The sequence below is a fragment of the Nonomuraea sp. NPDC002799 genome, assembly GCF_053592075.1.
This window is the reverse complement of sequence record NZ_JBSFVA010000010.1, coordinates 235,463-255,679: the sequence shown is the minus strand read 5'-3', so window position 1 is coordinate 255,679 and position 20,217 is coordinate 235,463. Positions and strand designations below refer to the sequence as shown.

Genomic DNA, 20,217 nt, shown 5'->3' with positions numbered 1-20,217 from the left:
ACGCTGTGCCGAGCATTCCGCAACCCCTCGACCCGCACGACGACGGCAGCGCCGCCCCCGAGGTGACGGCCGCGCTCGCCGCGTACCAGGCCGGTACGGCCACCGCGGGCGACGTCCTGAACGCCCTGGCCGGAGCCCGCCTCCTCGTGCCCGTGGTCGCGCTGCTGACCGAGTCCGAGGTCGGCGCCCACGGGCTGCGGCAGGAGAAGGAGAGCGAGATGGCGCTGCCCAAGCTCGTCGGGCAGGACGGCAGGCAGGCGGTGCTCGCGTTCACCGGCACGGAGCCGCTGGTCAAGTGGCGGCCCGACGCCCGGCCCATCCAGGCCACCACGCTCCAGGTCTGCCAGGCCGCCGTGCAGGAGCGGGCGGCGGCGGTCGTGGTGGACGTGGCGGGGCCGGTGCAGTTCGTGATCGAGGGGGAGGTGCTGGAGGCGCTCGCCGCGATCGAGTCCGGCACCCTCGACGGGCTCAGCGACGTGACCGTGGCCAGGGTGGAGCCCGCGCGCAAACGCCGCTGGTTCCCCAGAAGAGGCTGAACGCCGCTGTCCGCCCGAGCCGGCCAACCGCCGAGCCCCCGGCCAGGAGTCCGGCGTCTTTCAGACCGGTGTGCGGTGATCGGCCCCGGCGCGCGGAGGCCGCGCACTAAGGTGCGCTCGTGGTCGCACTCATGGCGCTCATCGGGCTGCTCTGCGGACGCGCCATCAGGGCGCTGGCCGACTCCTACGACGACCGCGTCAACCCGGTCCCGGCCTGGCCGCCGGTCATCGAGGTGATGACGGCGGCGGTGGCCGCCCTCGTCGCCTGGCGGCTCGGCGCACCGTACGTCTGCTTCGCCGTCATAGGCGCCGCCCTGGCCGTCATCGACTGGCGTACCTTCCTGCTCCCCGACGCCATCACGCTCCCGGCGTACCCGATCACCGCGCTGGCCCTCGTACCGACCGGAGAGCTGCCCAGGGCGCTGGCCGGCGGGGCGGCGCTGGCCGTGGTCTACGGGCTGCTCTGGCTCCTGCGGCCGGACGCGATGGGCTTCGGCGACGTCAAGCTGGCCGGGCTCATCGGGATGGCGAGCGCGGCCCTGAGCTGGCAGGCGCTGGTTCTCGCCGCCTTCTGCGGGCAGTTGCTCGGTGCCCTCTACGGCCTGGGCCTGCTGCTGACCAGGCGGGGCACCCGGCACACCCAGTTCCCTTTCGGGCCTTTCATGCTGCTCGGCGCGTTCACGACACTTGGTCTCGCCTGGTGAACGAGGGACGTCTCACTCGTTCACACATGGAAGACTTGTACGCATGTTGCGCTGGTTGACCGCCGGAGAGTCCCACGGGCCCGAACTCGTCGCCATCCTCGAAGGCCTGCCGGCCGGGGTCGAGGTGACCACGGCCGCCATCGACGAGGCCCTGCGCCGCCGCAGGCTCGGTTATGGGCGTGGCGCCCGGATGAAGTTCGAGCAGGATCAGGTGACGATCTCGGGTGGCGTACGCCACGGGCGCACGATGGGCAGCCCGGTCGCCATCCGCATCGGCAACACCGAGTGGCCCAAGTGGGAGAAGGTCATGTCGGCCGACCCGGTCGACCCGGCCGAGCTGGAGGGCCTGGCGCGCAACGCCCCCAGGTCCCGTCCGCGCCCCGGCCACGCCGACCTGGCCGGCATGCAGAAATACGGGTTCGACGACGCCAGGCAGGTGCTCGACCGGGCCAGCGCCCGCGAGACCGCGGCCCGCGTCGCGCTCGGCGAGGTCGCCAGGCGCTTCCTCAAGCAGGCGCTCGGCGTCGACATCGTCAGCCACGTCACCGAGATCGGCGGCGCCCGCACCCCGGCCGAGGAGCTGCCGGGGCCGGGCGACCTGGCCAGGATCGACGAGGACCCGGTCAGGTGCTCCGACGCCGCGGGCAGCGCCGCGATGGTCGCCGTGATCGACGAGGCCCACAAGGACGGCGACACGCTCGGCGGCGTCGTCGAGGTCCTCGCCTACGGCCTGCCGCCGGGCCTGGGCAGCTACACGCACTGGGACCGCCGGCTCGACTCCAGGCTCGCCGGAGCGCTCATGGGCATCCAGGCGATCAAGGGCGTCGCGGTCGGCGACGGCTTCGAGACCGCGCGCAGGCCCGGCTCCCGAGCCCACGACGAGATCGAATACACCGCGGACGACGGCGTCAAGCGCATCACCAACCGCGCGGGCGGCGTCGAGGGCGGCATGACCAACGGCGAGATCCTGCGCGTCAGCGCCGCGATGAAGCCCATCTCCACGGTGCCCAGGGCACTGGCCACGATCGACGTCAAGACGGGCGAGGCCGCCAAGGCCCACCACGAGCGCTCCGACGTGTGCGCCGTCCCCGCGGCCGGCATCGTGGCCGAGGCGATGGTCGCGCTGGTGCTGGCCGACGCGGCGATCGAGAAGTTCGGCGGCGACTCCGTGGAGGAGGTCGCCCGCAACCTGTCCGGCTACCTCTCCTCCATGGTGATCAAGTGACGGCCGCGGCCCGGCGGGCCCGCACAGAGCGAGGAATGGTGAGTGGGCAATGAGCATCGTCGTGCTGATCGGGCCGCCCGGGTCCGGCAAGACCACGGTCGGGCGGCTGCTCGCCGAGCGGCTCGGCGTCGCGTTCCGTGACACCGACGCCGACGTGGAGAGGGTGGCGGGCAAGCCCGTCGCCGACGTCTTCGTCGAGGACGGCGAGGCCCGCTTCCGCGAGCTGGAGCACGAGGCCGTGCGTCAGGCGCTGGCCGAGCACGACGGCATCCTGTCGGTGGGCGGCGGCGCCGTCCTGCACGAGGAGACCCAGGCTCTGCTCGGCGGCCACCACGTCGTCTACCTTCAGGTGGGCCTCGCCGACGCGATCCAGCGGGTCGGGCTCGCCTCGGCCAGGCCGCTGCTCGTGCTCAACCCGCGCAGCCAGCTCAAGAAGCTCATGGAGGAGCGGCGGCCGGTCTACGAGCGGCTGGCCGTGATGACCGTGGTGACGGACAAGCGCGAGCCGGAAGAGCTCGCCGACGAGATCGCCCGGGGATTGCGCGCATGACCGCCACCAGGATCACCGTAGGCGGAGACAGCCCGTACGACGTCGTGGTCGGCACCGGCGTGCTGGCCGAGCTGGCCACGCTGCTCAAGCCCGGCGTGCGCACGGTCGCCGTCGTTCATCCGGCGAGCCTGCCCGAGATCTCCCGGCCGGTCTGCGCGGCGCTGACCGAGGCCGGCTACGAGGTGGCCGAGCTGCCGGTGCCCGACGGCGAGGCGGCCAAGACCGTCGAGGTGGCCGCCGGGTTGTGGTCCGCGCTCGGCCGCCACGGCGTCACCCGCTCCGACGCCGTCGTGGGCGTGGGCGGGGGCGCGACGACGGACCTGGCGGGGTTCGTGGCGGGCACGTGGTTGCGCGGCGTACAGGTCGTCCTCGTGCCCACGACCCTGCTGGCCATGGTCGACGCGGCCGTCGGCGGCAAGAACGGCATCGACACCCCCGAAGGCAAGAACCTCGTGGGCACCTTCCTGCCGCCCGCCGGCGTGCTGTGCGAGCTCGGCACGCTGGCGAGCATGCCGAAGGCCGACTACGTGGCGGGGCTGGCCGAGATCATCAAGGGCGGCTTCATCGCCGACCCGGCCATCCTCACGATCATCGAGTCCGACCCCGAGGCCGCCACCAGGCCGGACGGGCCGCACACCCGTGAGCTGATCGAGCGCAAGATCCAGGTCAAGGCCGACGTCGTGGGCGCCGACCTGCGCGAGGCCGGGCTGCGCGAGATCCTCAACTACGGCCACACGCTCGCCCACGCCATCGAACGCGAGGAGCACTACGGCATCCGCCACGGCGAGGCCGTCGCCATCGGCATGGTCTACGCCGCCGAGTTGTCCAGGCTCGCCGGCCGCGCCGACCTGGTCGAACGCACCAGGTCGATCCTCACCGGCGTCGGCCTGCCCACCGCCTACCGCGCCGAGGCGTGGCCGCGCCTGCGCGACCACATGCGCCTCGACAAGAAGAACCGCGGCGCCAAGCAGCGGTTCGTCGTGCTCGACGACCTGGCCAGGCCGGGCCGACTCGAAGACCCCGCGGAAGAGCTGCTCGACGCCGCCTACAAGGAGATCTCCTCATGATCCTCGTCCTGAACGGGCCCAACCTCGGGCGGCTCGGCACCCGCGAGCCCTCCGTCTACGGCGCGGAGACGTACGCGGACCTGGTCGCGCTCTGCCGTGACACCGGCCGGGCGCTCGGCGAGGAGGTCGAGGTGCGCCAGACCGACAGCGAGGCCGAGCTGATCGGCTGGATCCACGAGGCCGCGGACGGCCGCATCCCGGTGGCGCTCAACCCGGCGGCCTTCACCCACTACTCCTACGCGCTGCGCGACGCCATCGCCCAGCGCACGGCCCCGCTCGTCGAGGTGCACATCTCCAACCCGGCGGCCAGGGAGGAGTTTCGGCACACCTCCGTCGTGGCCGGGGTGGCGTCGGGCACGATCGCGGGCTTCGGACTACAGTCATACGTCCTTGCGCTGAACGCTATCGCGGAGATGAAACCCACCTCATGAGGCATTACAAGTCCTTCGTCGCCCTCGGCGACAGCTTCACCGAAGGGCTGAACGACCCCGGTCCCGCCGGGCACTACCGCGGCTGGGCCGACCGGGTGGCCGAGCGGCTCGCCGCCGACGACCCCTCCTTCCGCTACGCGAACCTGGCCGTCCGCGGCAAGCTGCTCGGCCAGATCGTCGCCGAGCAGGTGCCGCGGGCCGTCGAGATGGCGCCCGACCTGGTCAGCCTGTGCGCCGGCGGCAACGACCTGCTCAGACCGGGCAGCGATCCCGACGTCATGGCCAGACAGCTCGCGCGGGCCGTGCGCGACCTGCGGGCGGGCGGGGCCGACGTGCTGCTGTTCACGGGGGTGGACCCGAGGGACACGCCGCTGATGCGGCGGCTGCGCGGGCGGTTCGCCATCTACTACCTGCACGTGCGCTCCATCGCCGACCTCTACGGGTGCAAGCTCGTCGATCAGTGGTCCATGCAGGGGCTGCGCGACTGGCGGGCGTGGAGCGCGGACCGGCTGCACATGAACGAGGACGGCCACCGGCTGGTGGCGGCCCGGGTGCTGGACGTGCTGGGAGTGCCGTTCGACGACTGGCGCAAGGACTGGCCGGAGCGGGCGGTGGATCCGCGGGCGCGGCGGCGCGAGGACGCGCAGTGGCTGCGTGAGCACCTCGTTCCGTGGGTGAGCCGCCGCCTGCGCGGCGTCTCCTCCGGCGACGGCGTCTCTCCCAAGCGTCCCGACCTTTCGCCTTTCTAGCCTCTTACGGCTCAGGCGGCGGGTTCGTCGGACTCCGCCGCCAGGCGCTTCAGGGCCGCCCTGGGGATGGCGGGGTCGGTCGTGCGCCAGAAGGGCGGCAGGGAGCCCAGGAGGAAGCTGCCGTAGCGGGCCGTCGCCAGTCTCGGGTCCAGGACCGCGATCACGCCCTTGTCGTCCTGGGCGCGGAGCAGCCGGCCGGCTCCCTGGGCCAGCAGCAGGGCGGCGTGGTTGGCCGCCACCGCCATGAAGCCGTTGCCGCCCCTGGCCGCCACGTGGCGCTGCCTGGCCGAGGTCAGGGGGTCGTCGGGACGGGGGAACGGGACCCGGTCGATGATGACCAGGCGCAGGGACGGGCCCGGCACGTCGACGCCCTGCCAGAGGGAGAGGGTGCCGAACAGGCAGGTCGGCTCGTCCTCGGCGAACTGCTTGACCAGCAGCATCGTCGAGTCGTCACCCTGGCACAGCAGCGGCACGTCCAGCCGGTCGCGCAGCGCCTCGGTGGCCGCCTTGGCCGCGCGCATCGAGGAGAACAGCCCCAGCGTGCGCCCGCCGGCCGCCTCGATGAGCTCGGTGATCTCGTCGAGGTACTGCTGGGGCAGGCCGTCGCGGCCGGGCTGGGGCAGGTGCTTGGCGACGTACAGGATGCCGGCGCGCGGGTGGTCGAAGGGCGAGCCGACGTCCATGCCCTGCCAGCCCTTGTTGTCGCCGAGCCCCCACTGCGCCGCCAGGCCGTCGAACGTGCCGCCGAGAGCGAGCGTGGCGGAGGTGAGGACCACCGTGCGCTCCCCGAACAGCTTGTCGCGCAACATGCCGCTCACGCTCAGCGGCGCGACCCGCAGCGAGGGCGGGCGCCGGTCGGTGCCGGCGTCGAGCCAGACCACCTCGGCGCGGTCGGCCTCCGCGGCGTGCCCGTAGGCCTCCAGCATGCGCACGGCCGTGTCGTGCACCTCGTCGAGCGCCATGAAGGCCGCCTTGCGCTGCCCCGCCTTGTCGGGGTCGTCCTTGTCGGCGTTACGCGAGCCCAGCGCCGAGATGCAGCGCCAGGCGGTGTCGCGGACGAGCTGGAGGGTGAGCCCGAGCACCTGCGGCAGCTCGTCGATGCGTCCGGGCGGCGCGGCGGCGAGCAGCGCCTTGAGGTCTTCGCCCGCCTCCAGGAGCCGGTCGGCGATGGGCTGCTCGATCAGCCTGCCGACGCGGCGCACCGCCAGCGTCACCGACGCGTCCGAGACCTCGCTGGTCACCACGGAGGTCACCCGGTCGACCAGCTCGTGCGCCTCGTCGACGACCACGACCTCGTGCTCGGGCAGCACCGGAAGGTCGCCCATGGCGTCGATGGCCAGCAGCGCGTGGTTGGTCACCACCACGTCGACCTCGCCCGCCCGCGCTCTGGCCAGCTCCGCGAAGCACTCGGCCCCGCTCGGGCAGCGGGTGGCGCCCAGGCACTCCTGCGCGCTCACCGAGAACTGCCGCCAGGCCGGCTCGCTCACCCCCGGCACCAGCTCGTCGCGGTCGCCGGTCTCGGTCTCCTCGGCCCACTCCTGGATGCGCTGGACCATGCGGCCGGTCGCGCTCACCTCGCGCGGGTCGAAGAGCTGGTCCTGCTCGTCCTCCTCGGGCCAGCCGGCCGTCGCCTTGTAGCGGCACAGGTAGTTGCGCCGGCCCTTGAGGATGGCGAACGTCGGCTCGTGCGGCAGCTCCTTGGCCAGCGCCTCGGACAGCCTCGGCAGGTCGCGGTCGACGAGCTGGCGCTGCAGGGCGATCGTGGCCGTGGAGATCACGACGGGCGTGTCGCTGTCCATCGCGTGCCGGATCGACGGCACGAGGTAGGCCAGTGACTTGCCGGTCCCGGTGCCCGCCTGGACGGCCAGATGCTCCTTGTCGTCGATCGCCTTCTGCACGGCCTGGACCATCGTGATCTGGCCCTGCCGTTCGCTCCCTCCGAGAGCGTTGACCGCGATGCTGAGCAGCTCGTCCACTGACGGGAGATGGGAGTCCGGCACGGCAGTAAACGGTACCCGCATTCCCGAGCCGTCGTGCCGGGACGGCGAGTGATCGGCCAGACGCATCCCGACGTTCGCGGACCCTTTCGCCGACACGCGTGGCACACTGGGCGATCGGAACTCCAACTGGCAAAGCAAAGTTTTACCCGGTGTGACCGAAGGGGTTCCGGGTGTAGGTGGAAAGAACGGTTGTGTAGGGTTTTCCGGGGTTGAGTGGACGAATAAAGGCTGGTTAAAGCAGTATGTCTGCCATGTCGGAAGTTGTCCCGTTGCCGTCGTTCGGCGAAGTCTTCTTCGATGCACGAGGTCAGGAGCGCTGTCTCCGCGTCACGTGGCATGAGGGCACGCTGGTGCTCAGCCTGTGGCGGGGCGAGATGTGCACAGCGAGCTTCCGCATGCCGATGGAGGACGTCGGCAGGCTGCTCGACACCCTCGACGGCGGGTTCGCCGACGCATCGGACGAGCAACCCGCGGTGTCCGCGCCGGATCTCGGCACCGAGGTCATCCCGGGCACCGGCCAGTACCACCGGCCTGCCCAGCACACTCCGCAACCGGACGAGCGGCCCGCGGCCGCCGCCCTGTCGCCCAACGACGTCCTCGTCGCCAGGGGCGCGCCCCCGGCGCACCAGGACAAGCTGGTGGCCTCGTACGGCGACTCGGCCGCTCCCAGGGACGCCGGCGCGGCCTACGGCGACCGGGTGCCCTTCACCGGCCCCCAGTACGTGGAGTCGACCGCGCCGCAGCCGAGATACGCCGGCGACCCCGTCAGTGGCCCGCACCCCTTCAGCGGCCCGCAGTACGCGGGCGATCCGCTGAGCGGCCCGCAGCAGTACGGCGGCGATCCCCTGAGTGGTCCCCAGTACGGCGGCGATCCCCTGAGCGGCCCGCAGCAGTACGGTGGCGACCCCTTGAGCGGCCCGCAGCAGTACGGCGGTGACCCGCTGGGCGGCCCGAAGTACGCCGGTGACCCGCTGAGCGGCCCGCACTACGCCCAGCCCGACCCCTTCACCGGCCCTCAGTACGTCGTCGGCGAGAACGAGCCCGTCTACCAGTTCCCCGGCGGTGACCAGCGCCGGCAGCCGCCGCTCAGCACCGACCCGCTCGGCTTCCCGTCCCAGGCCGCGGAGCCCTACCCGGCGCCCGCTCCGGCGCCCGACCCCTACCCGCAGTACCAGCCCGATGCCTCCTACGGCAGGCGCGCCGACAGTTACCAGCAGGACGGCTACCAGCAGCAGGACGGCTACCAGCAGGCCGACGCCTACCAGCAGCCGCCGCAGCTCCAGCAGCAGGCACCGAGCACGGCCGGTCTCGGCACCCCCATGCACGGCATCCCGGGCGCGGGCCGGCGGCTCTCGGCGCCGCAGACCCCTCAGCAACCACCCCAGCGGCAACCCGGCCCGGACCACTACCAGGGCTATCAGAGCCCGCCCAACCCCGTGGACCCGCTGCTGGCCCTCGGCCGGCAGGAGCAGTATCCGCCGCAGGGCTCCGACGACCTGTCCCGCCCCTATGTCGGTGACCCCATGTTCTCCACCGGTGAACGTCTCCGCCCCGACCAGCCGGACTACCACGACAGGAGCGACCGCCGGGAGTGGTGACCGCCCGCCGCCGGCACGGCGGGCACATCCGGCGCGAGATGCCCGTGCCGGGAAGCACAGCGGGGACAATCGTGTTCGGAGATGATGGATCCAGACGCACGAGCGCGCCGAGACGACCGGAGCACGGCCGGCCCGGCCGCCGAGCGGGCTGGGCAGCCGGGCAGCGCGGATCCGCGAGGCCCGGCGCGTCGCGGTGATCGGGCGTCCCACGTCCCCTGAGCCGATGACGCCGGGGTGATCGGGCCGGGCGGGGGGAGGAACGTCGGTGAATCCGACCATGGGCCTGCAGTTGCTGCTGGTGGCCGGTGGCGCGATCGGGGTGGCGGCCATCGCGCGGCGCAAGGGCTGGCCGGCCCCGCTGCTGCTGGTGGCCGCCGGGCTGCTGGTCTCGCCGCTGGTCCCGGCCGTGCCGCTCCAGCCGGACCTGGTGCTGTTCGTGTTCCTGCCGCCGCTGCTCTACTCCGCCGCCCTCGACAGCTCCTACCTGCGGCTTCGTGACGTCAAACGGGCCGTCGGGCTGCTCTCGATCGGCCTGGTGCTCTTCACCACCGCCGTCGTGGGCCTGGTCGTCCACCTGCTGCTGCCCGATCTCCCGCTCGCGCTGGCGTTCGCGCTCGGCGCCATCATCGCCCCGCCCGACGCCGTGGCCGCCGTCGCGGTCGGCCGGCGGCTCGGCCTGCCGCGCACGTCGCTGACGATCCTCATCGGCGAGAGCCTGTTCAACGACGCCACGGCGCTGACGGCCTACCGCGTGGCCATCGGCGCGGCCGTGGGCGGCACCGTGAGCCTGCTCGACAGCGTCGGCCAGTTCTTATTCGCCACCGTGGGCGGCGTGGCGGTCGGGCTGGCGCTGGCGTTCGTGTTCGCGTGGATCTTCGAGCGCACGCGCGACTCGCTGGTCGAGAACACGCTGATGTTGCTGATCCCGTTCGCCGCCTATCTCATCGCCGAGTCCGTGCACGTCTCCGGCCTGTTCGGGGCCGAGTCGGTGCACGCCTCCGGCGTCATCGCGGTGGTGATCGTCGGCCTCTATCTGGGCAATCGCATGCATCTGCGCGGGTTCGGCACCCGGCTGGTGTCCGACGCGGTGTGGAAGGTCACCGACTTCTTCCTCGAATCCATCGTGTTCCTGCTGATCGGCCTGCAACTCGTCACCGTGATCGAGGGCATCACCGGCTACAGCCCGTGGCAGGTGGCCGGCTACGCGGCCGCGGTGCTCGGGGTGACGATCGCCAGCAGGTTCGCCTGGGTGTTCACCGTCACGTCGCTGATCCGCCTGCTGCGAAGGGGCGAGGGGCAGCCGACCCGTGCGCAGACGGTGATACTCGGCTGGGCGGGCATGCGCGGCGTGGTGTCGCTGGCGGCGGCGTTCGCCATCCCGCCGGGGATCCCCGAGCGCGATCGCGCCATGGTGCTCTTCCTGACGTTCACCACCGTGATCGGCACGCTGCTCATCCAGGGCACCACGTTCCCCGCGCTGATCAGGCGGCTGCGGGTGTCGAGCGAGCAGGAGCAGTACGAAGACCGCCTCGCCGAGGCCGCGGCCCAGCAGGCGGCGCTGGAGGCGGGCCTGGCCGAGCTGGAGCGGCTGGTGCTGGAGCAGGACGGCGAGCCGGACGAGATCCAGAAGCAGGTCATCGACCAGCTCAGGGAGAAGTCGTGGCGGCGCTCGCTGACCGCCTGGGAACGCCTCGGCGGCGGCACGGGAGCGGGTGGCACTGAGACCCCGAGCGCCCTCTACCGCCGGTTGCGCCGCGACATGCTGGAGGCCGAACGCCAGGTGTTCGTCCGCCTGCGCGACGAGCGCCGCCTCGACGACGAGGTCCTGCGCGAGGTGATGGCCCAGCTCGACTTCGAGGAGGCCATCCTGGAACGCTAGGCCCGGGAACGCGAGGCCCTGGAAACGCCGCGCCCGGGAACGCCAGCCCTGGAAACGCCGCGCCCTGGAACGTCAGGCGCGGGCGTCGCGCGAGCGGGCCGGGGCCGTCAGCCCATCGCGCTGTCCGTGAAGCACCATCGCCAGTCCTCGCCCGGCTCGTAGGACTGGATCACCGGATGGGAGCTGGTGTGGAAGTGCTGGGTGGCGTGCTTGCCCGGCGAGGAGTCGCAACACCCGATGTGCCCGCACTCCAGGCACCGCCGCAGGTGCACCCACCGGCCCCCGGCCGCCAGGCACTCCTCGCAGCCCTCGGGCGTCTTCGGGGCCGGGTCGCCCGCCTGGGAAAGATGCTCGCACATTGCCATGAGGGAAATCCTAGGGGCACAGAGTCGACCCGATTTCGGCCACCCTCTTGTCGGCTGCCGGGCGAACGTGGACATTGTGCTCATCAGGGGAGTGACATAGGCCACACAATCCCACGGAGCCGAGCGTGCTTGAGGTACGCAACCTCGAGGTCGTGTACGACGACGTGATGCTCGTGCTGCGCGGCGTGAGCCTCAGCGTCCCGCCAGGAGCGATCGTCGCGCTGCTCGGCGCGAACGGCGCGGGCAAGAGCACGTTGTTGCGGGCCCTGTCGGGGCTGCTGGACGTGCACGACGGCGAGATCACCAAGGGCGTCGTCACGCTCGAAGGCGAGCCCATCCACCACCTCAAACCCGCCCAGATCGTCCGCCGTGGCGTGAGCCAGGTGATGGAGGGCCGCCGCATCCTGGCCGAGCTCACCGTGGAGGAGAATCTCAGGGTCGGCGGCCACACCTCGGGCGTGTCGCACCTGGACCGCGTCTACGGCCTCTTCCCCCTGCTGCGCGAGCGCCGCAAGAGCGTGTCGGGCTACCTGTCGGGCGGCGAGCAGCAGATGCTGGCCGTCGGCCGCGCCCTCATGGCGGGCCCGAAGTACCTGCTGCTCGACGAGCCCAGCCTGGGCCTGGCGCCGTCGCTGGTCGGGCAGGTGCGCGACCTCATCGTCGAGATCAACCGCCAGGGCACCACGGTCCTGCTGGTCGAGCAGAACGCCACCATGGCCCTGTCCATCGCCTCCCACGGCTACGTGATGGAGACCGGCAAGATCGTCATGGACAAGCCGTCGGGGGAGTTGCTCGCCGACGAGGACATCAAGGAGTTCTACCTGGGGGCCGTCCGGTCCTTCCGCGAGGTCAAGCACTACAAGCGGAGGAAACGATGGCTCTCCTGACGTTCGAGGACGTGCACCTGAGCTTCGCCGGCGTCAAGGCCGTCGACGGGGTCTCGTTCGAGGTCCGCCAGGCGGAGCTGCTGGCGATCATCGGGCCGAACGGGGCGGGCAAGACCTCGATCTTCAACGTGCTGTCGGGCGTCTACCGGCCCGACCGCGGGCGGGTCACGTTCCTGGGCGCGGACCTGCTGGCCAGGCGGCCGCACGAGATCGCCGCGATGGGCCTGGCCAGGACGTTCCAGAACGTCGAGCTGTTCCACAACCTGACCGTCCTGGACAACCTCATGCTCGGCCGCCACCACCACTTCCGCTACGGCGCCGCGGCGGCGCTCCTGTGGTACGGCCGCGCCAGGCGCGCCGAGCTGGCCGCCCGCGCCCGGATCGAGGACCTCATCGACTTCCTCGAACTGGAGGCCTGGCGGCGTCACCCCGTGCGGCTGCTCCCGTACGGGATCCAGAAGCGCGTCGAGCTGGGGCGGGCGCTGGCCATGGAGCCGCGGCTGCTCCTGCTGGACGAGCCCGTGGCCGGCATGAACCTGGAGGAGACCGAGGACATGGCCAGGTACGTGCTGGACATCCGTGACGAGCTGGGCATCCCCGTGGTGCTCGTGGACCACGACATGGGGCTGGTCATGGACCTGGCCGACCGGGTGCTCGTGCTCGACTTCGGCCGCCCGGTCGCCCTCGGCAGCCCGGCCGAGGTGCAACGGGACCCCAAGGTGATCGAGGCGTACCTGGGAGGGACCGCATGACCGCCGAGACCATCGTCACCAGGGTGCGCGACCGCGCGACGAGCACGCCGGGGGCCGTCGCCCTGCGGCACAAGGATCTCGGCATCTGGCAGGAGGTCACCTGGGCGGCGTACTGGACGCAGGTCGAGCTGTTCGCGCACGCCCTGCTCGCGCTCGGCGTGGCGCCCGGCGACCGGATCGCCGTGCACTCCGAGAACCGCCCCGAGTGGCTCTTCGCCGACCTCGGCACCGTCGCCGTCAGGGGCGTCACCGTCGGCCTCTACCCGACGAACCCGCCCGCCGAGGTCGCCTACCTGCTCGCCGACTCCGGCGCCACGATCCTGCTCGCCGAGGACCAGGAGCAGGTCGACAAGGCGCTCAAGGTCCTCGGCGAGTGCCCCGGCCTGCGGCGCATCGTCTACCTGGAGCCGCGAGGCATCCGGGGACGCTACGACGACGACGTCCTGATGTCGTGGCCGGAGCTGCTCGCCCTCGGGGCCGGGCACCGGGCCGGGCACCCCGGCGCCGTGGCCGAGCGGATGGCCGCCGCCCGTGCGTCCGACGTGATGACGCTCATCTACACCTCCGGCACCACGGGGCCGCCCAAGGGCGTCATGCTGACCGTGGGCAACGTCGAGTTCGCCGTCGCCACGCTCGCCGTGGGCGGCGGATTCACCTCCCCGCCGCCCTCCGAACGCGACCTCGCCCTGTCCTACCTGCCGCTGTGCCACGTCGCCGAGCGGGCGTTCACCGTCTGGTTCAACGCGGCGGCCGGCGTGCAGGTGAACTTCGCCGAGTCCATCGACACCGTCCAGGCCAACCTGCGCGAGGTGCAGCCGACGATCCTGTTCGGGGTGCCGCGGATCTGGGAGAAGGTGCTCGCCCAGGTGGACATCAGGCTGGAGTCGGCCTCGCCGCTCAAGCGGGTGATCACCCGGTTCTGGTTGCGGGTGGCGGACCGGGTGGGCGACGAGCTGGTGCGCACGGGCGGCAGGCACACGGCGGGGACGCGGCTGGCGTACGGGCTGGGATGGGTGTTCTGCTACCGCTCGCTGCGCGAGCGGCTGGGGATGCGGCGGGTGCGCTACGCCGCCTCCGGGGCCGCGCCGATCGCGCCCGCCGTGCTCAAGTTCTACATGGGGATCGGCGTGCCCATGCACGAGGTGTACGGCATGAGCGAGAACACCGCCATCGCCACCGCCAACCGCCCCGGCCGGGTACGCCTCGGCACCGTCGGCGAGCCGCACCCCGGCATCGAGCTGAAGGTCGACGACGCCACCGGCGAGATCATGACCCGGCATCCGGGGAACTTCACCGGCTACTGGGGCAACCCGCGCGCCACGGCCGACGTGCTGGACGAGGACGGCTGGCTGCACACCGGCGACGTGGGCGAGTTCGTCGGCACGCACCTGCGGATCACCGACCGGATGAAGGACATCATCATCACGGCCGGCGGCAAGAACATCGCGCCCAGCGAGATCGAGAACGCGCTCAAGGCGTCCCCGTACCTGAAGGAGGCCGTCGTGCTCGGCGACCAGCGGCCGTACCTGGTGGCCCTCATCGGCATCGAGCCGGACACGGTGGGGGAGTGGGCGCGGCGGCACGGCCTGGCATACACGACTTATCGCGATTTGTCGGAGAAGCCGGAAACGCGGGAGCTGGTCCAGGGGATCGTGACCGAGGTGAACACCCGGTTCGCGCGGGTCGAGCAGGTCAGGCGGTTCACGTTCCTGCCGAAGGAGCTCGACCACGAGGACGGCGAGCTGACCGCCACCCAGAAGGTCAAGCGCGCCGCGATAGCCAAGCTCTTCGAGGACCTGGTCGAAGGGATGTACGCCCGGTGAAGGGGCTGCTCGAATCCGTCATCAGAGGTCTGGGCAACGGCTCGGTCTACGCGCTGCTCGCGCTCGGATTCGTGATCATCTACAAGGCCACGCGGGTGATCAGCTTCGCCCAGCCCGCGCTGATGCTGGCCGGGGCCGTGGCGGTCAGCTACCTGGCCGAGGTGACCGGCTTCTACTCCGCCGTGTTGCTGGCGGCGCTGCTCATCGCCGGCGTGGCGCTCGGCATCGAGCGGGTGGCGATCAGGCCGATGGTGGGCCGGCCCGTCTTCGTCGTGGCGATCATCACGCTCGGCATCGACGTGGTCGTGCGCGTGGTGGTGAACGGCTTCATCGGCCGCGACGTGCGCCAGGTCGGGGACCCGTGGGGGTTCACCCAGGTCTCGCTCGGCCCGCTGGTCGTGCAGTCGCGCTGGCTGGCCATGATGCTGGTCACCGCCGTGCTGGTCGCGCTGCTGTTCGCCTTCTTCCGCTACACCCGATACGGGCTCGCGATGCGCGCGGCGGCCTTCGACCAGGAGATCGCGCTGGCCCAGGGGGTCTCGGTGGGGGCTGTCTTCGCGCTGTCGTGGGGGCTGGCCGGGTTCCTGGCCGCCATCGCCGGGATGTTCGTCGGCACCGGGCAGGGCATCGAGCAGATGACCTGGGTGATCGCGCTGAAGGCGCTGCCGGCCATCATCGTGGGCGGGCTCGACTCGCTCGGCGGCGCCGTGGCGGGCGGGCTCGTGGTGGGGGTGGTGGAGTCGCTGTTCCAGTCCTACCAGGGGCAGGTCGCGCCCTGGCTGGGGCAGAACTTCGCGGTCGTGTCGCCGTACGTGGTGATGCTGATCGTGTTGCTGGTCAGGCCGTACGGGCTGTTCGGGACCCGGGAGGTCGAGCGGGTATGACCGACACGCGCGAGGCGGCGGCTCCGGCCGCCCCCGGCATACCGACCGGCCGGTCTCGGAGGGTGCGCGGCCGGCCGCTGCTCTACACCTCCTACGCCCAGGACATGGCGCTGCTCGACACCCGGGCCAAACGGGTGTGGACGGGGCTGCTGGTGGTGCTGGCGTTCGGGCTGGCGGTGCTGCTGCAGGACCGGTCGCTGGAGGTGCTGGCCGGCGCGTACGTACTGGCCATCGGCGCCATCGGGCTCAACATCGTCACCGGCTACGCGGGCCAGGTCTCGCTCGGCCACGCCTTCTTCGTCGCCATCGGCGCCTACACCGCCGCCGCCCTGTCCGGCCCGGTCTCCGGCGAGAACCTCGGCTACGGGATCGCCGAGATCTGGATCTGGCTGCCCGCGGCCGGGCTCGTCGCCGCGGCGGCCGGGGTGCTGGTGGCGCCGCTGGCGAGCCGGCTGCGCGGCCTCTACCTGGCCGTCGTCACGCTCGGCCTGGTCTTCCTGGGCGAGCACGTCTTCAAGGAGTGGAAGGAGCTGACCGGCGGCCCCGGGGTGGGCCGGGAGGCGGCGGTCCCGCACCTGTTCGGTGTCCGCCTCGATCAGGACGGGCCCTTCGGCACCAAGGAGCAGACGCTCTACGCGCTGATGCTCGTGCTGCTGATCGTCTTCGCCGTGGCGGCGCGCAACCTGGCACGCTCGCGCGTCGGCCGGGCCTTCGCCGCCATCCGTGACAGGGACATCGCGGCCGAGGTCATCGGGGTGCCGCTGACCCGGTACAAGGTGCTCGCGTTCGGCATCTCCTCGTTCTACGCGGGGTGCGCGGGCGGGCTGCTCTACACGATCTCGGGGTACGTCGAGCCGGGGTCGTTCAACCTGCTGCTGTCGGTGCAGTTCATCGCGATGGTGCTGATCGGCGGCGTGGCCACCGTGTCCGGGGCGATCGCCGGGGCGCTGTTCATCTCGCTGCTGCAGCCGGTGACCCGGTCGTTGCCGGCGCTGGTGCCGTTCATCAGCGGGGACACCACGCAGACGCCGAACGTGTTCCAGGTCGAGACCGTGCTGTACGGCCTGCTGATCGTGGTGTTCCTCATCTTCGAGCCGCGGGGGCTGTTCGGCCTCTGGGTTCGGGTGCGCAACTACTGGAAGTCCTGGCCTTTCTCGTACTAGGAAGGGATTTTTGATGAAGAGTCGCTCTTTGGCGGGGTTCGTCGCCATGGTGGCCCTTCTGTCCGCGTGCGGCGTCTTCCGGGGGGACGACGAGGGCAGCAAGGGCGGCGCCCAGGCTCCAGGTGTCACCACCGAGCCCTGCCCCGCCGCGGTCGACACCAAGAAGGGCTGCATCTATCTCGGCACGATCTCCGACCTCACCTCCGGCCCCTTCGCCGCGCTCGCGGTGCCGATCACCGAGGCCCAGAAGGCGTTCTGGGCCCGGGTCAACAAGGCCGGCGGCGTCGGCGGCAAGTACGAGGTGGACGTCACCAAGTACGTCAAGGACAACAAGTACAACCCGGAGGTGCACCGGCAGGTCTACAACGAGATCAAGGACCAGGTGCTCGCGCTGGCCCAGACGCTCGGCTCGCCCACGACCGCGGCCATCCTCGGCGACCTCAAGGCCGGCAACATCGTCGCGGCCCCCGCCTCCTGGACCTCGGCCTGGGAGTTCGAGGACGTGATGATCGAGACCGGGACCAACTACTGCGCGGAGGCGATGAACTCCGTCGACTACGCCGTGGAGACGTACAAGCCGAAGAGCGTCATGGCCGTGCACCTGGCGGGCGACTACGGCGCGGACGCCGCAGCCGGAGCCAAGGAGGCCGCGGCGAAGAACGGCCTGACGTTCACCAACGTCGAGACGCCCTCGGGCGCGACCGAGCAGGGCCGGGCCATCACGGAGATCACCTCGAAGAAGCCCGACCTGGTCATCCTCACCACCGGACCGGCCGACGCCGCCACGATCGTCGGGCAGGCGGCGGCGGCCGGCTACAAGGGGCGCTTCATCGGCACCGGCCCCACCTGGAACCCGGCCCTGCTGAAGTCCCCGGCCGCGCCGGCGCTGCGGGCCCTGTACGAGCAGTCGGCCCCCGGCAAGCCGTGGGGCGCCGACACGCCCGGCCACCAGGCGATGCGCGCGGCGCTGCCCGGGGTGACGCCGAACGACGGCTACACCTCCGGATGGGCGTGGGCGTATCCGATGAAGGCCGCCCTGGACAAGATGGTGGCCGGCGGCGACGTGAGCCGGGCCGGCCTGCTCGCGGCGGTCAAGACGCTGTCGACCGTGGACTACGAGGGGATGTTGCCGCCGGAGGCGGGTAACTTCGCGCAGGCCACGAGCGCGGCGGTGTTCCGGCAGAGCCTGATCAACAAGGTCGACGACAAGGCGCCCACGGGCGTCGCCATCGTCAAGGACCTCTTCACCGGGCCCACCGCCCAGGGGTACACGTTCGACGGCCCCTGCTTCGCCAAGCTCTGACCAGGCACTCCGTGAGCGGCGCGAACGACATCTCGCCGCTCACGGAACGTCCGGGGACGTGTCGTCAGCAGCGCCGACGCCGGTGTCCGGGGACGTGTCCTCAGCAGCGCCGAAGCCGGTGTCCGGGGACGTGTCCTCAGCAGCGCCGAAGCCGGTGTCCGGGGACGTGTCCTCAGCAGCGCCGAAGCCGGTGTCCGGCCGATCGCCGTCCGGCTCGGCGCTCTCCCGCGGCGCGGGCCGGCAGTTCTCGCCGCAGCCCCCGAACCGCGAGGAGTCGAGCGGCGCGAACGACGGCGCCGGGCTGCCCGCCAGCGCGGCCGTCATCGTCTCCTTCCAGATCGGCCCCGGAATGCTCGCCCCGGCCACCAGCCCGTAGTAGCGCCCGCCGATGGTCACCCCGGTCAGCTTGTGCTTCTGAGCACCGCGCGGATCCCCGAGACTCACCGCGGCGGCCAGATTCGGCGTGAACCCGGCGAACCACGCCGTCGCGTAGTCGTCCGTGGTGCCCGTCTTACCGGCCGCCGGGCGCCCGATGCCGCCGACGTCGCGCATCGTGCCCTTGGTGAACACCCCCGACAACACGTGCGCCGCCGCGTCCGCCACCCCTTCGTCGAGCGCCTGGCGGCATTGGGGCTGGTAACGGGTGGCCTTGCCGTTCCGGTCGACGATCCGGGTGATCGCCATCGGCGCGCAGTAGCGTCCCCGGGCGGCGATGGCGGCATAGGCGGCGGCCACCGTCACCGGGTCCATCTCGTTGATGCCGAGCGTGAACGTCTCGAACTCCCGCAACTTCTTCCCGTCCGAGCGGCGGATGCCCAGCGACATGGCCGTCTCGACGGTGGAACAGAGCCCGACCCGCCGCTCCAGCTCCATGAAGAACGTGTTCACCGACCCCCAGGTGCCGGTCCGCAACGTCTTCCAGCCGGGAGTGCCCTCGTCGTTGGTGACGGTGTGGGCCGGGTCGCCGACGTTCTCGTTCGCGCAGTTCTTGAACGTCGCGTAGCCCGGCGCCCGGTAACCGGCCCCGACGTCGAACCCGTCGTCCACCTTCATGCCCTGCTTCAACGCGCTGATCAGGGTGAACGTCTTGAACGTGGAGCCCGCCTGGAAGCCGGTCCCGCCGCCGTGCGCGGCGTCGGCGGCCAGGTTGTAGGAGATCTCGTTCCTGGCCGCGTTCGAGCCGTAGGTCCTGCTGGCCGCCATGGCCTTGATCGCGCCGGTGCCCGGGTGGACCAGGGCCTCGGCCGCGGCCGGCCCGTCGGAGGCGTGCACCCACCGCCCGATCGCCCGGTCGGCCGCGGCCTGCATGGCGGGGTCGATCGTGGTCCTGATCGTCAGGCCGCCGCGGTTGAGCATCGCCAGCCGGGCCTTGGCCGTACGGCCGAAGGCGGGGTTGCCGAGGATCTCCTGGCGTACGTACAGGCAGAAGTAGGGATGGCTGCTGGCTTCGCAGCCTCCGGGGATCTTCGTCCCCTTGTAGCCGAGCTTGGCGGCCTTGGCCCGCTCCGCCTGGTCCGGGGTGATCCGGCCCAGCTCGGCCATCCGGTTCAGGACGATGTCACGGCGGCCGCGCAGCCGCTCGCGCTGCTTCGCGCCCAGGTTGGGGTCGGTGGCGTTCGGGTCCTGCACGGCGCCGGCCAGGGTGGCGGCCTGCGCCAGGGTGAGCTTCCCGGCCGTGACGCCGAAGAAGCGCTTGGCCGCCGCCTCCACGCCGTAGGCGCCCGCGCCGAAGTACGCGATATTCAGATATTTCTCAAGAATCTGGTCCTTGGTGTACTTCTCCTCGACCCCCATGGCGTACCGCAACTCGTTGAGCTTGCGCGCGTAGCTGGCCTCCAGCGCCGCGTCCCGCTCCTCGTCGCTGCCGGCCGCGTTGAGCAGCACCTGCTTGACGTACTGCTGGGTGATGCTCGATCCGCCCTGGCTGACCTTGCCCGCCCGCAGGTTCTTGGCCAGCGCGCGCACGGTGCCCTCGATGTCGATCGCGCCGTGCTCGTAGAACCGGTAGTCCTCGATCGCCACGATCGCCGTCTTCATGATCTCGGAGATCTCGGCCAAGCCCACGACCTGGCGGTACTCCTCGTAGAACCGGGCGATCTCCTTGCCGTCGCGGTCCTGCACGATCGTGACCTCGGCCGGCGGCGGCTCGACCAGGTCGGCCGGTTCCAGGCCCACCTCGCTCGCCGCCGCCATGAGCCCGAACCCCGCGCCCCCCACGGCGGGGAAGACGATCCCCGCCGTGAGCACGCCCGCCGCCGCCCCCGCGACGGCCAGGCGTACGATCTTCATCCCCCGACGTGC

Annotated in this window: 18 protein-coding genes; 15 read left to right on the top strand and 3 right to left on the bottom strand. The window is 71.5% G+C overall.

What is annotated here, in order from left to right; all coding sequences use genetic code 11:
• Positions 1-5: 5 nt before the first annotated feature.
• The 7 genes from ACWD0F_RS20855 (at position 6) to ACWD0F_RS20825 (ending at position 5,262) form a co-directional block, all read left to right on the top strand.
• Positions 6-536, top strand: coding sequence for an SseB family protein (locus ACWD0F_RS20855; RefSeq protein ID WP_449877754.1), 531 nt, complete (start codon positions 6-8; stop codon positions 534-536).
• Positions 537-655: 119 nt separating this feature from the next.
• Complete coding sequence (locus tag ACWD0F_RS20850; RefSeq protein ID WP_449877752.1) at positions 656-1,240, top strand: prepilin peptidase; 585 nt, start codon at positions 656-658, stop codon at positions 1,238-1,240.
• 43 nt (positions 1,241-1,283) lie between these two features.
• Positions 1,284-2,465, top strand: coding sequence for a chorismate synthase (aroC, locus tag ACWD0F_RS20845; protein WP_449877750.1), 1,182 nt, complete (start codon positions 1,284-1,286; stop codon positions 2,463-2,465).
• Positions 2,466-2,514: 49 nt separating this feature from the next.
• The gene (locus ACWD0F_RS20840; RefSeq protein WP_449877748.1) at positions 2,515-3,015 is read left to right on the top strand and encodes a shikimate kinase; all 501 of its coding nucleotides are present in this window, start codon (positions 2,515-2,517) and stop codon (positions 3,013-3,015) included.
• Entirely contained in the window at positions 3,012-4,082 is a 1,071-nt protein-coding gene (gene aroB, locus ACWD0F_RS20835; RefSeq protein WP_449877746.1) for a 3-dehydroquinate synthase, read from the top strand. Before ACWD0F_RS20840 ends, aroB begins: the two co-directional genes overlap by 4 nt.
• Positions 4,079-4,513, top strand: coding sequence for a type II 3-dehydroquinate dehydratase (gene aroQ / locus ACWD0F_RS20830; RefSeq protein WP_449877744.1), 435 nt, complete (start codon positions 4,079-4,081; stop codon positions 4,511-4,513). Before aroB ends, aroQ begins: the two co-directional genes overlap by 4 nt.
• Entirely contained in the window at positions 4,510-5,262 is a 753-nt protein-coding gene (locus ACWD0F_RS20825) for an SGNH/GDSL hydrolase family protein (RefSeq protein WP_449877742.1), read from the top strand. The genes aroQ and ACWD0F_RS20825 overlap by 4 nt, the downstream gene beginning before the upstream one ends.
• Positions 5,263-5,273: 11 nt before the next feature.
• Here the strand turns inward: ACWD0F_RS20825 and ACWD0F_RS20820 are convergent, their stop codons facing one another.
• Positions 5,274-7,283, bottom strand: coding sequence for an ATP-dependent DNA helicase (locus tag ACWD0F_RS20820; RefSeq protein WP_449877740.1), 2,010 nt, complete (start codon positions 7,281-7,283; stop codon positions 5,274-5,276).
• A gap of 230 nt (positions 7,284-7,513) precedes the next feature.
• Between ACWD0F_RS20820 and ACWD0F_RS20815 the strand changes: the two genes are divergently transcribed.
• Positions 7,514-8,860: a hypothetical protein gene (locus ACWD0F_RS20815; RefSeq protein WP_449877738.1), complete on the top strand. Its 1,347-nt coding sequence runs from the start codon at positions 7,514-7,516 to the stop codon at positions 8,858-8,860.
• Positions 8,861-9,125: 265 nt separating this feature from the next.
• Entirely contained in the window at positions 9,126-10,739 is a 1,614-nt protein-coding gene (locus tag ACWD0F_RS20810) for a Na+/H+ antiporter (RefSeq protein WP_449877736.1), read from the top strand.
• Positions 10,740-10,846: 107 nt separating this feature from the next.
• Here the strand turns inward: ACWD0F_RS20810 and ACWD0F_RS20805 are convergent, their stop codons facing one another.
• Positions 10,847-11,104 carry a UBP-type zinc finger domain-containing protein gene (locus ACWD0F_RS20805; RefSeq protein WP_449877734.1) on the bottom strand — a complete coding sequence of 86 codons (258 nt, stop codon included), beginning with the start codon at positions 11,102-11,104 and terminating at the stop codon, positions 10,847-10,849.
• A 125-nt stretch (positions 11,105-11,229) separates the two neighbouring features.
• Here ACWD0F_RS20805 and ACWD0F_RS20800 point away from each other — a divergent pair, with 125 nt between their 5' ends.
• Genes ACWD0F_RS20800 through ACWD0F_RS20775 form a run of 6 tightly spaced genes read left to right on the top strand, consistent with a single transcriptional unit; the run spans position 11,230 to position 17,916 of the window.
• Positions 11,230-11,991: an ABC transporter ATP-binding protein gene (locus tag ACWD0F_RS20800; protein WP_449877732.1), complete on the top strand. Its 762-nt coding sequence runs from the start codon at positions 11,230-11,232 to the stop codon at positions 11,989-11,991.
• A complete protein-coding gene (locus ACWD0F_RS20795) occupies positions 11,979-12,743 on the top strand; it encodes an ABC transporter ATP-binding protein (RefSeq protein ID WP_449877730.1) in 765 nt (254 codons plus the stop codon). The genes ACWD0F_RS20800 and ACWD0F_RS20795 overlap by 13 nt, the downstream gene beginning before the upstream one ends.
• Positions 12,740-14,566, top strand: coding sequence for an AMP-dependent synthetase/ligase (locus tag ACWD0F_RS20790; protein ID WP_449877728.1), 1,827 nt, complete (start codon positions 12,740-12,742; stop codon positions 14,564-14,566). The genes ACWD0F_RS20795 and ACWD0F_RS20790 overlap by 4 nt, the downstream gene beginning before the upstream one ends.
• Positions 14,563-15,450, top strand: coding sequence for a branched-chain amino acid ABC transporter permease (locus ACWD0F_RS20785; RefSeq protein ID WP_449877726.1), 888 nt, complete (start codon positions 14,563-14,565; stop codon positions 15,448-15,450). Before ACWD0F_RS20790 ends, ACWD0F_RS20785 begins: the two co-directional genes overlap by 4 nt.
• On the top strand, positions 15,447-16,613 hold the full coding sequence (locus ACWD0F_RS20780) for a branched-chain amino acid ABC transporter permease (RefSeq protein ID WP_449877724.1): 1,167 nt from the start codon (positions 15,447-15,449) through the stop codon (positions 16,611-16,613). The genes ACWD0F_RS20785 and ACWD0F_RS20780 overlap by 4 nt, the downstream gene beginning before the upstream one ends.
• A gap of 13 nt (positions 16,614-16,626) precedes the next feature.
• Positions 16,627-17,916, top strand: a complete 1,290-nt coding sequence (locus ACWD0F_RS20775; RefSeq protein WP_449877722.1) for an ABC transporter substrate-binding protein — start codon at positions 16,627-16,629, stop codon at positions 17,914-17,916.
• A 39-nt stretch (positions 17,917-17,955) separates the two neighbouring features.
• On the opposite strand, the gene ACWD0F_RS20770 is transcribed toward ACWD0F_RS20775, so the two are convergent.
• On the bottom strand, positions 17,956-20,205 hold the full coding sequence (locus ACWD0F_RS20770; protein ID WP_449877720.1) for a transglycosylase domain-containing protein: 2,250 nt from the start codon (positions 20,203-20,205) through the stop codon (positions 17,956-17,958).
• Positions 20,206-20,217 lie beyond the last annotated feature (12 nt).

Excerpts from the sequence above, each read along its gene's own strand:
- ACWD0F_RS20780 (WP_449877724.1), top strand. The coding sequence starts at position 15,447 with ATGACCGACACGCGCGAGGCGGCGGCTCCGGCCGCCCCCGGCATACCG.
- aroC (WP_449877750.1), top strand. The coding sequence starts at position 1,284 with ATGTTGCGCTGGTTGACCGCCGGAGAGTCCCACGGGCCCGAACTCGTC.
- ACWD0F_RS20805 (WP_449877734.1), bottom strand. The coding sequence starts at position 11,104 with ATGGCAATGTGCGAGCATCTTTCCCAGGCGGGCGACCCGGCCCCGAAG.
- ACWD0F_RS20790 (WP_449877728.1), top strand. The coding sequence starts at position 12,740 with ATGACCGCCGAGACCATCGTCACCAGGGTGCGCGACCGCGCGACGAGC.
- ACWD0F_RS20820 (WP_449877740.1), bottom strand. The coding sequence starts at position 7,283 with ATGCGGGTACCGTTTACTGCCGTGCCGGACTCCCATCTCCCGTCAGTG.
- aroB (WP_449877746.1), top strand. The coding sequence starts at position 3,012 with ATGACCGCCACCAGGATCACCGTAGGCGGAGACAGCCCGTACGACGTC.
- ACWD0F_RS20840 (WP_449877748.1), top strand. The coding sequence starts at position 2,515 with ATGAGCATCGTCGTGCTGATCGGGCCGCCCGGGTCCGGCAAGACCACG.
- ACWD0F_RS20775 (WP_449877722.1), top strand. The coding sequence starts at position 16,627 with ATGAAGAGTCGCTCTTTGGCGGGGTTCGTCGCCATGGTGGCCCTTCTG.
- ACWD0F_RS20815 (WP_449877738.1), top strand. The coding sequence starts at position 7,514 with ATGTCGGAAGTTGTCCCGTTGCCGTCGTTCGGCGAAGTCTTCTTCGAT.
- ACWD0F_RS20825 (WP_449877742.1), top strand. The coding sequence starts at position 4,510 with ATGAGGCATTACAAGTCCTTCGTCGCCCTCGGCGACAGCTTCACCGAA.
- aroQ (WP_449877744.1), top strand. The coding sequence starts at position 4,079 with ATGATCCTCGTCCTGAACGGGCCCAACCTCGGGCGGCTCGGCACCCGC.
- ACWD0F_RS20770 (WP_449877720.1), bottom strand. The coding sequence starts at position 20,205 with ATGAAGATCGTACGCCTGGCCGTCGCGGGGGCGGCGGCGGGCGTGCTC.
- ACWD0F_RS20795 (WP_449877730.1), top strand. The coding sequence starts at position 11,979 with ATGGCTCTCCTGACGTTCGAGGACGTGCACCTGAGCTTCGCCGGCGTC.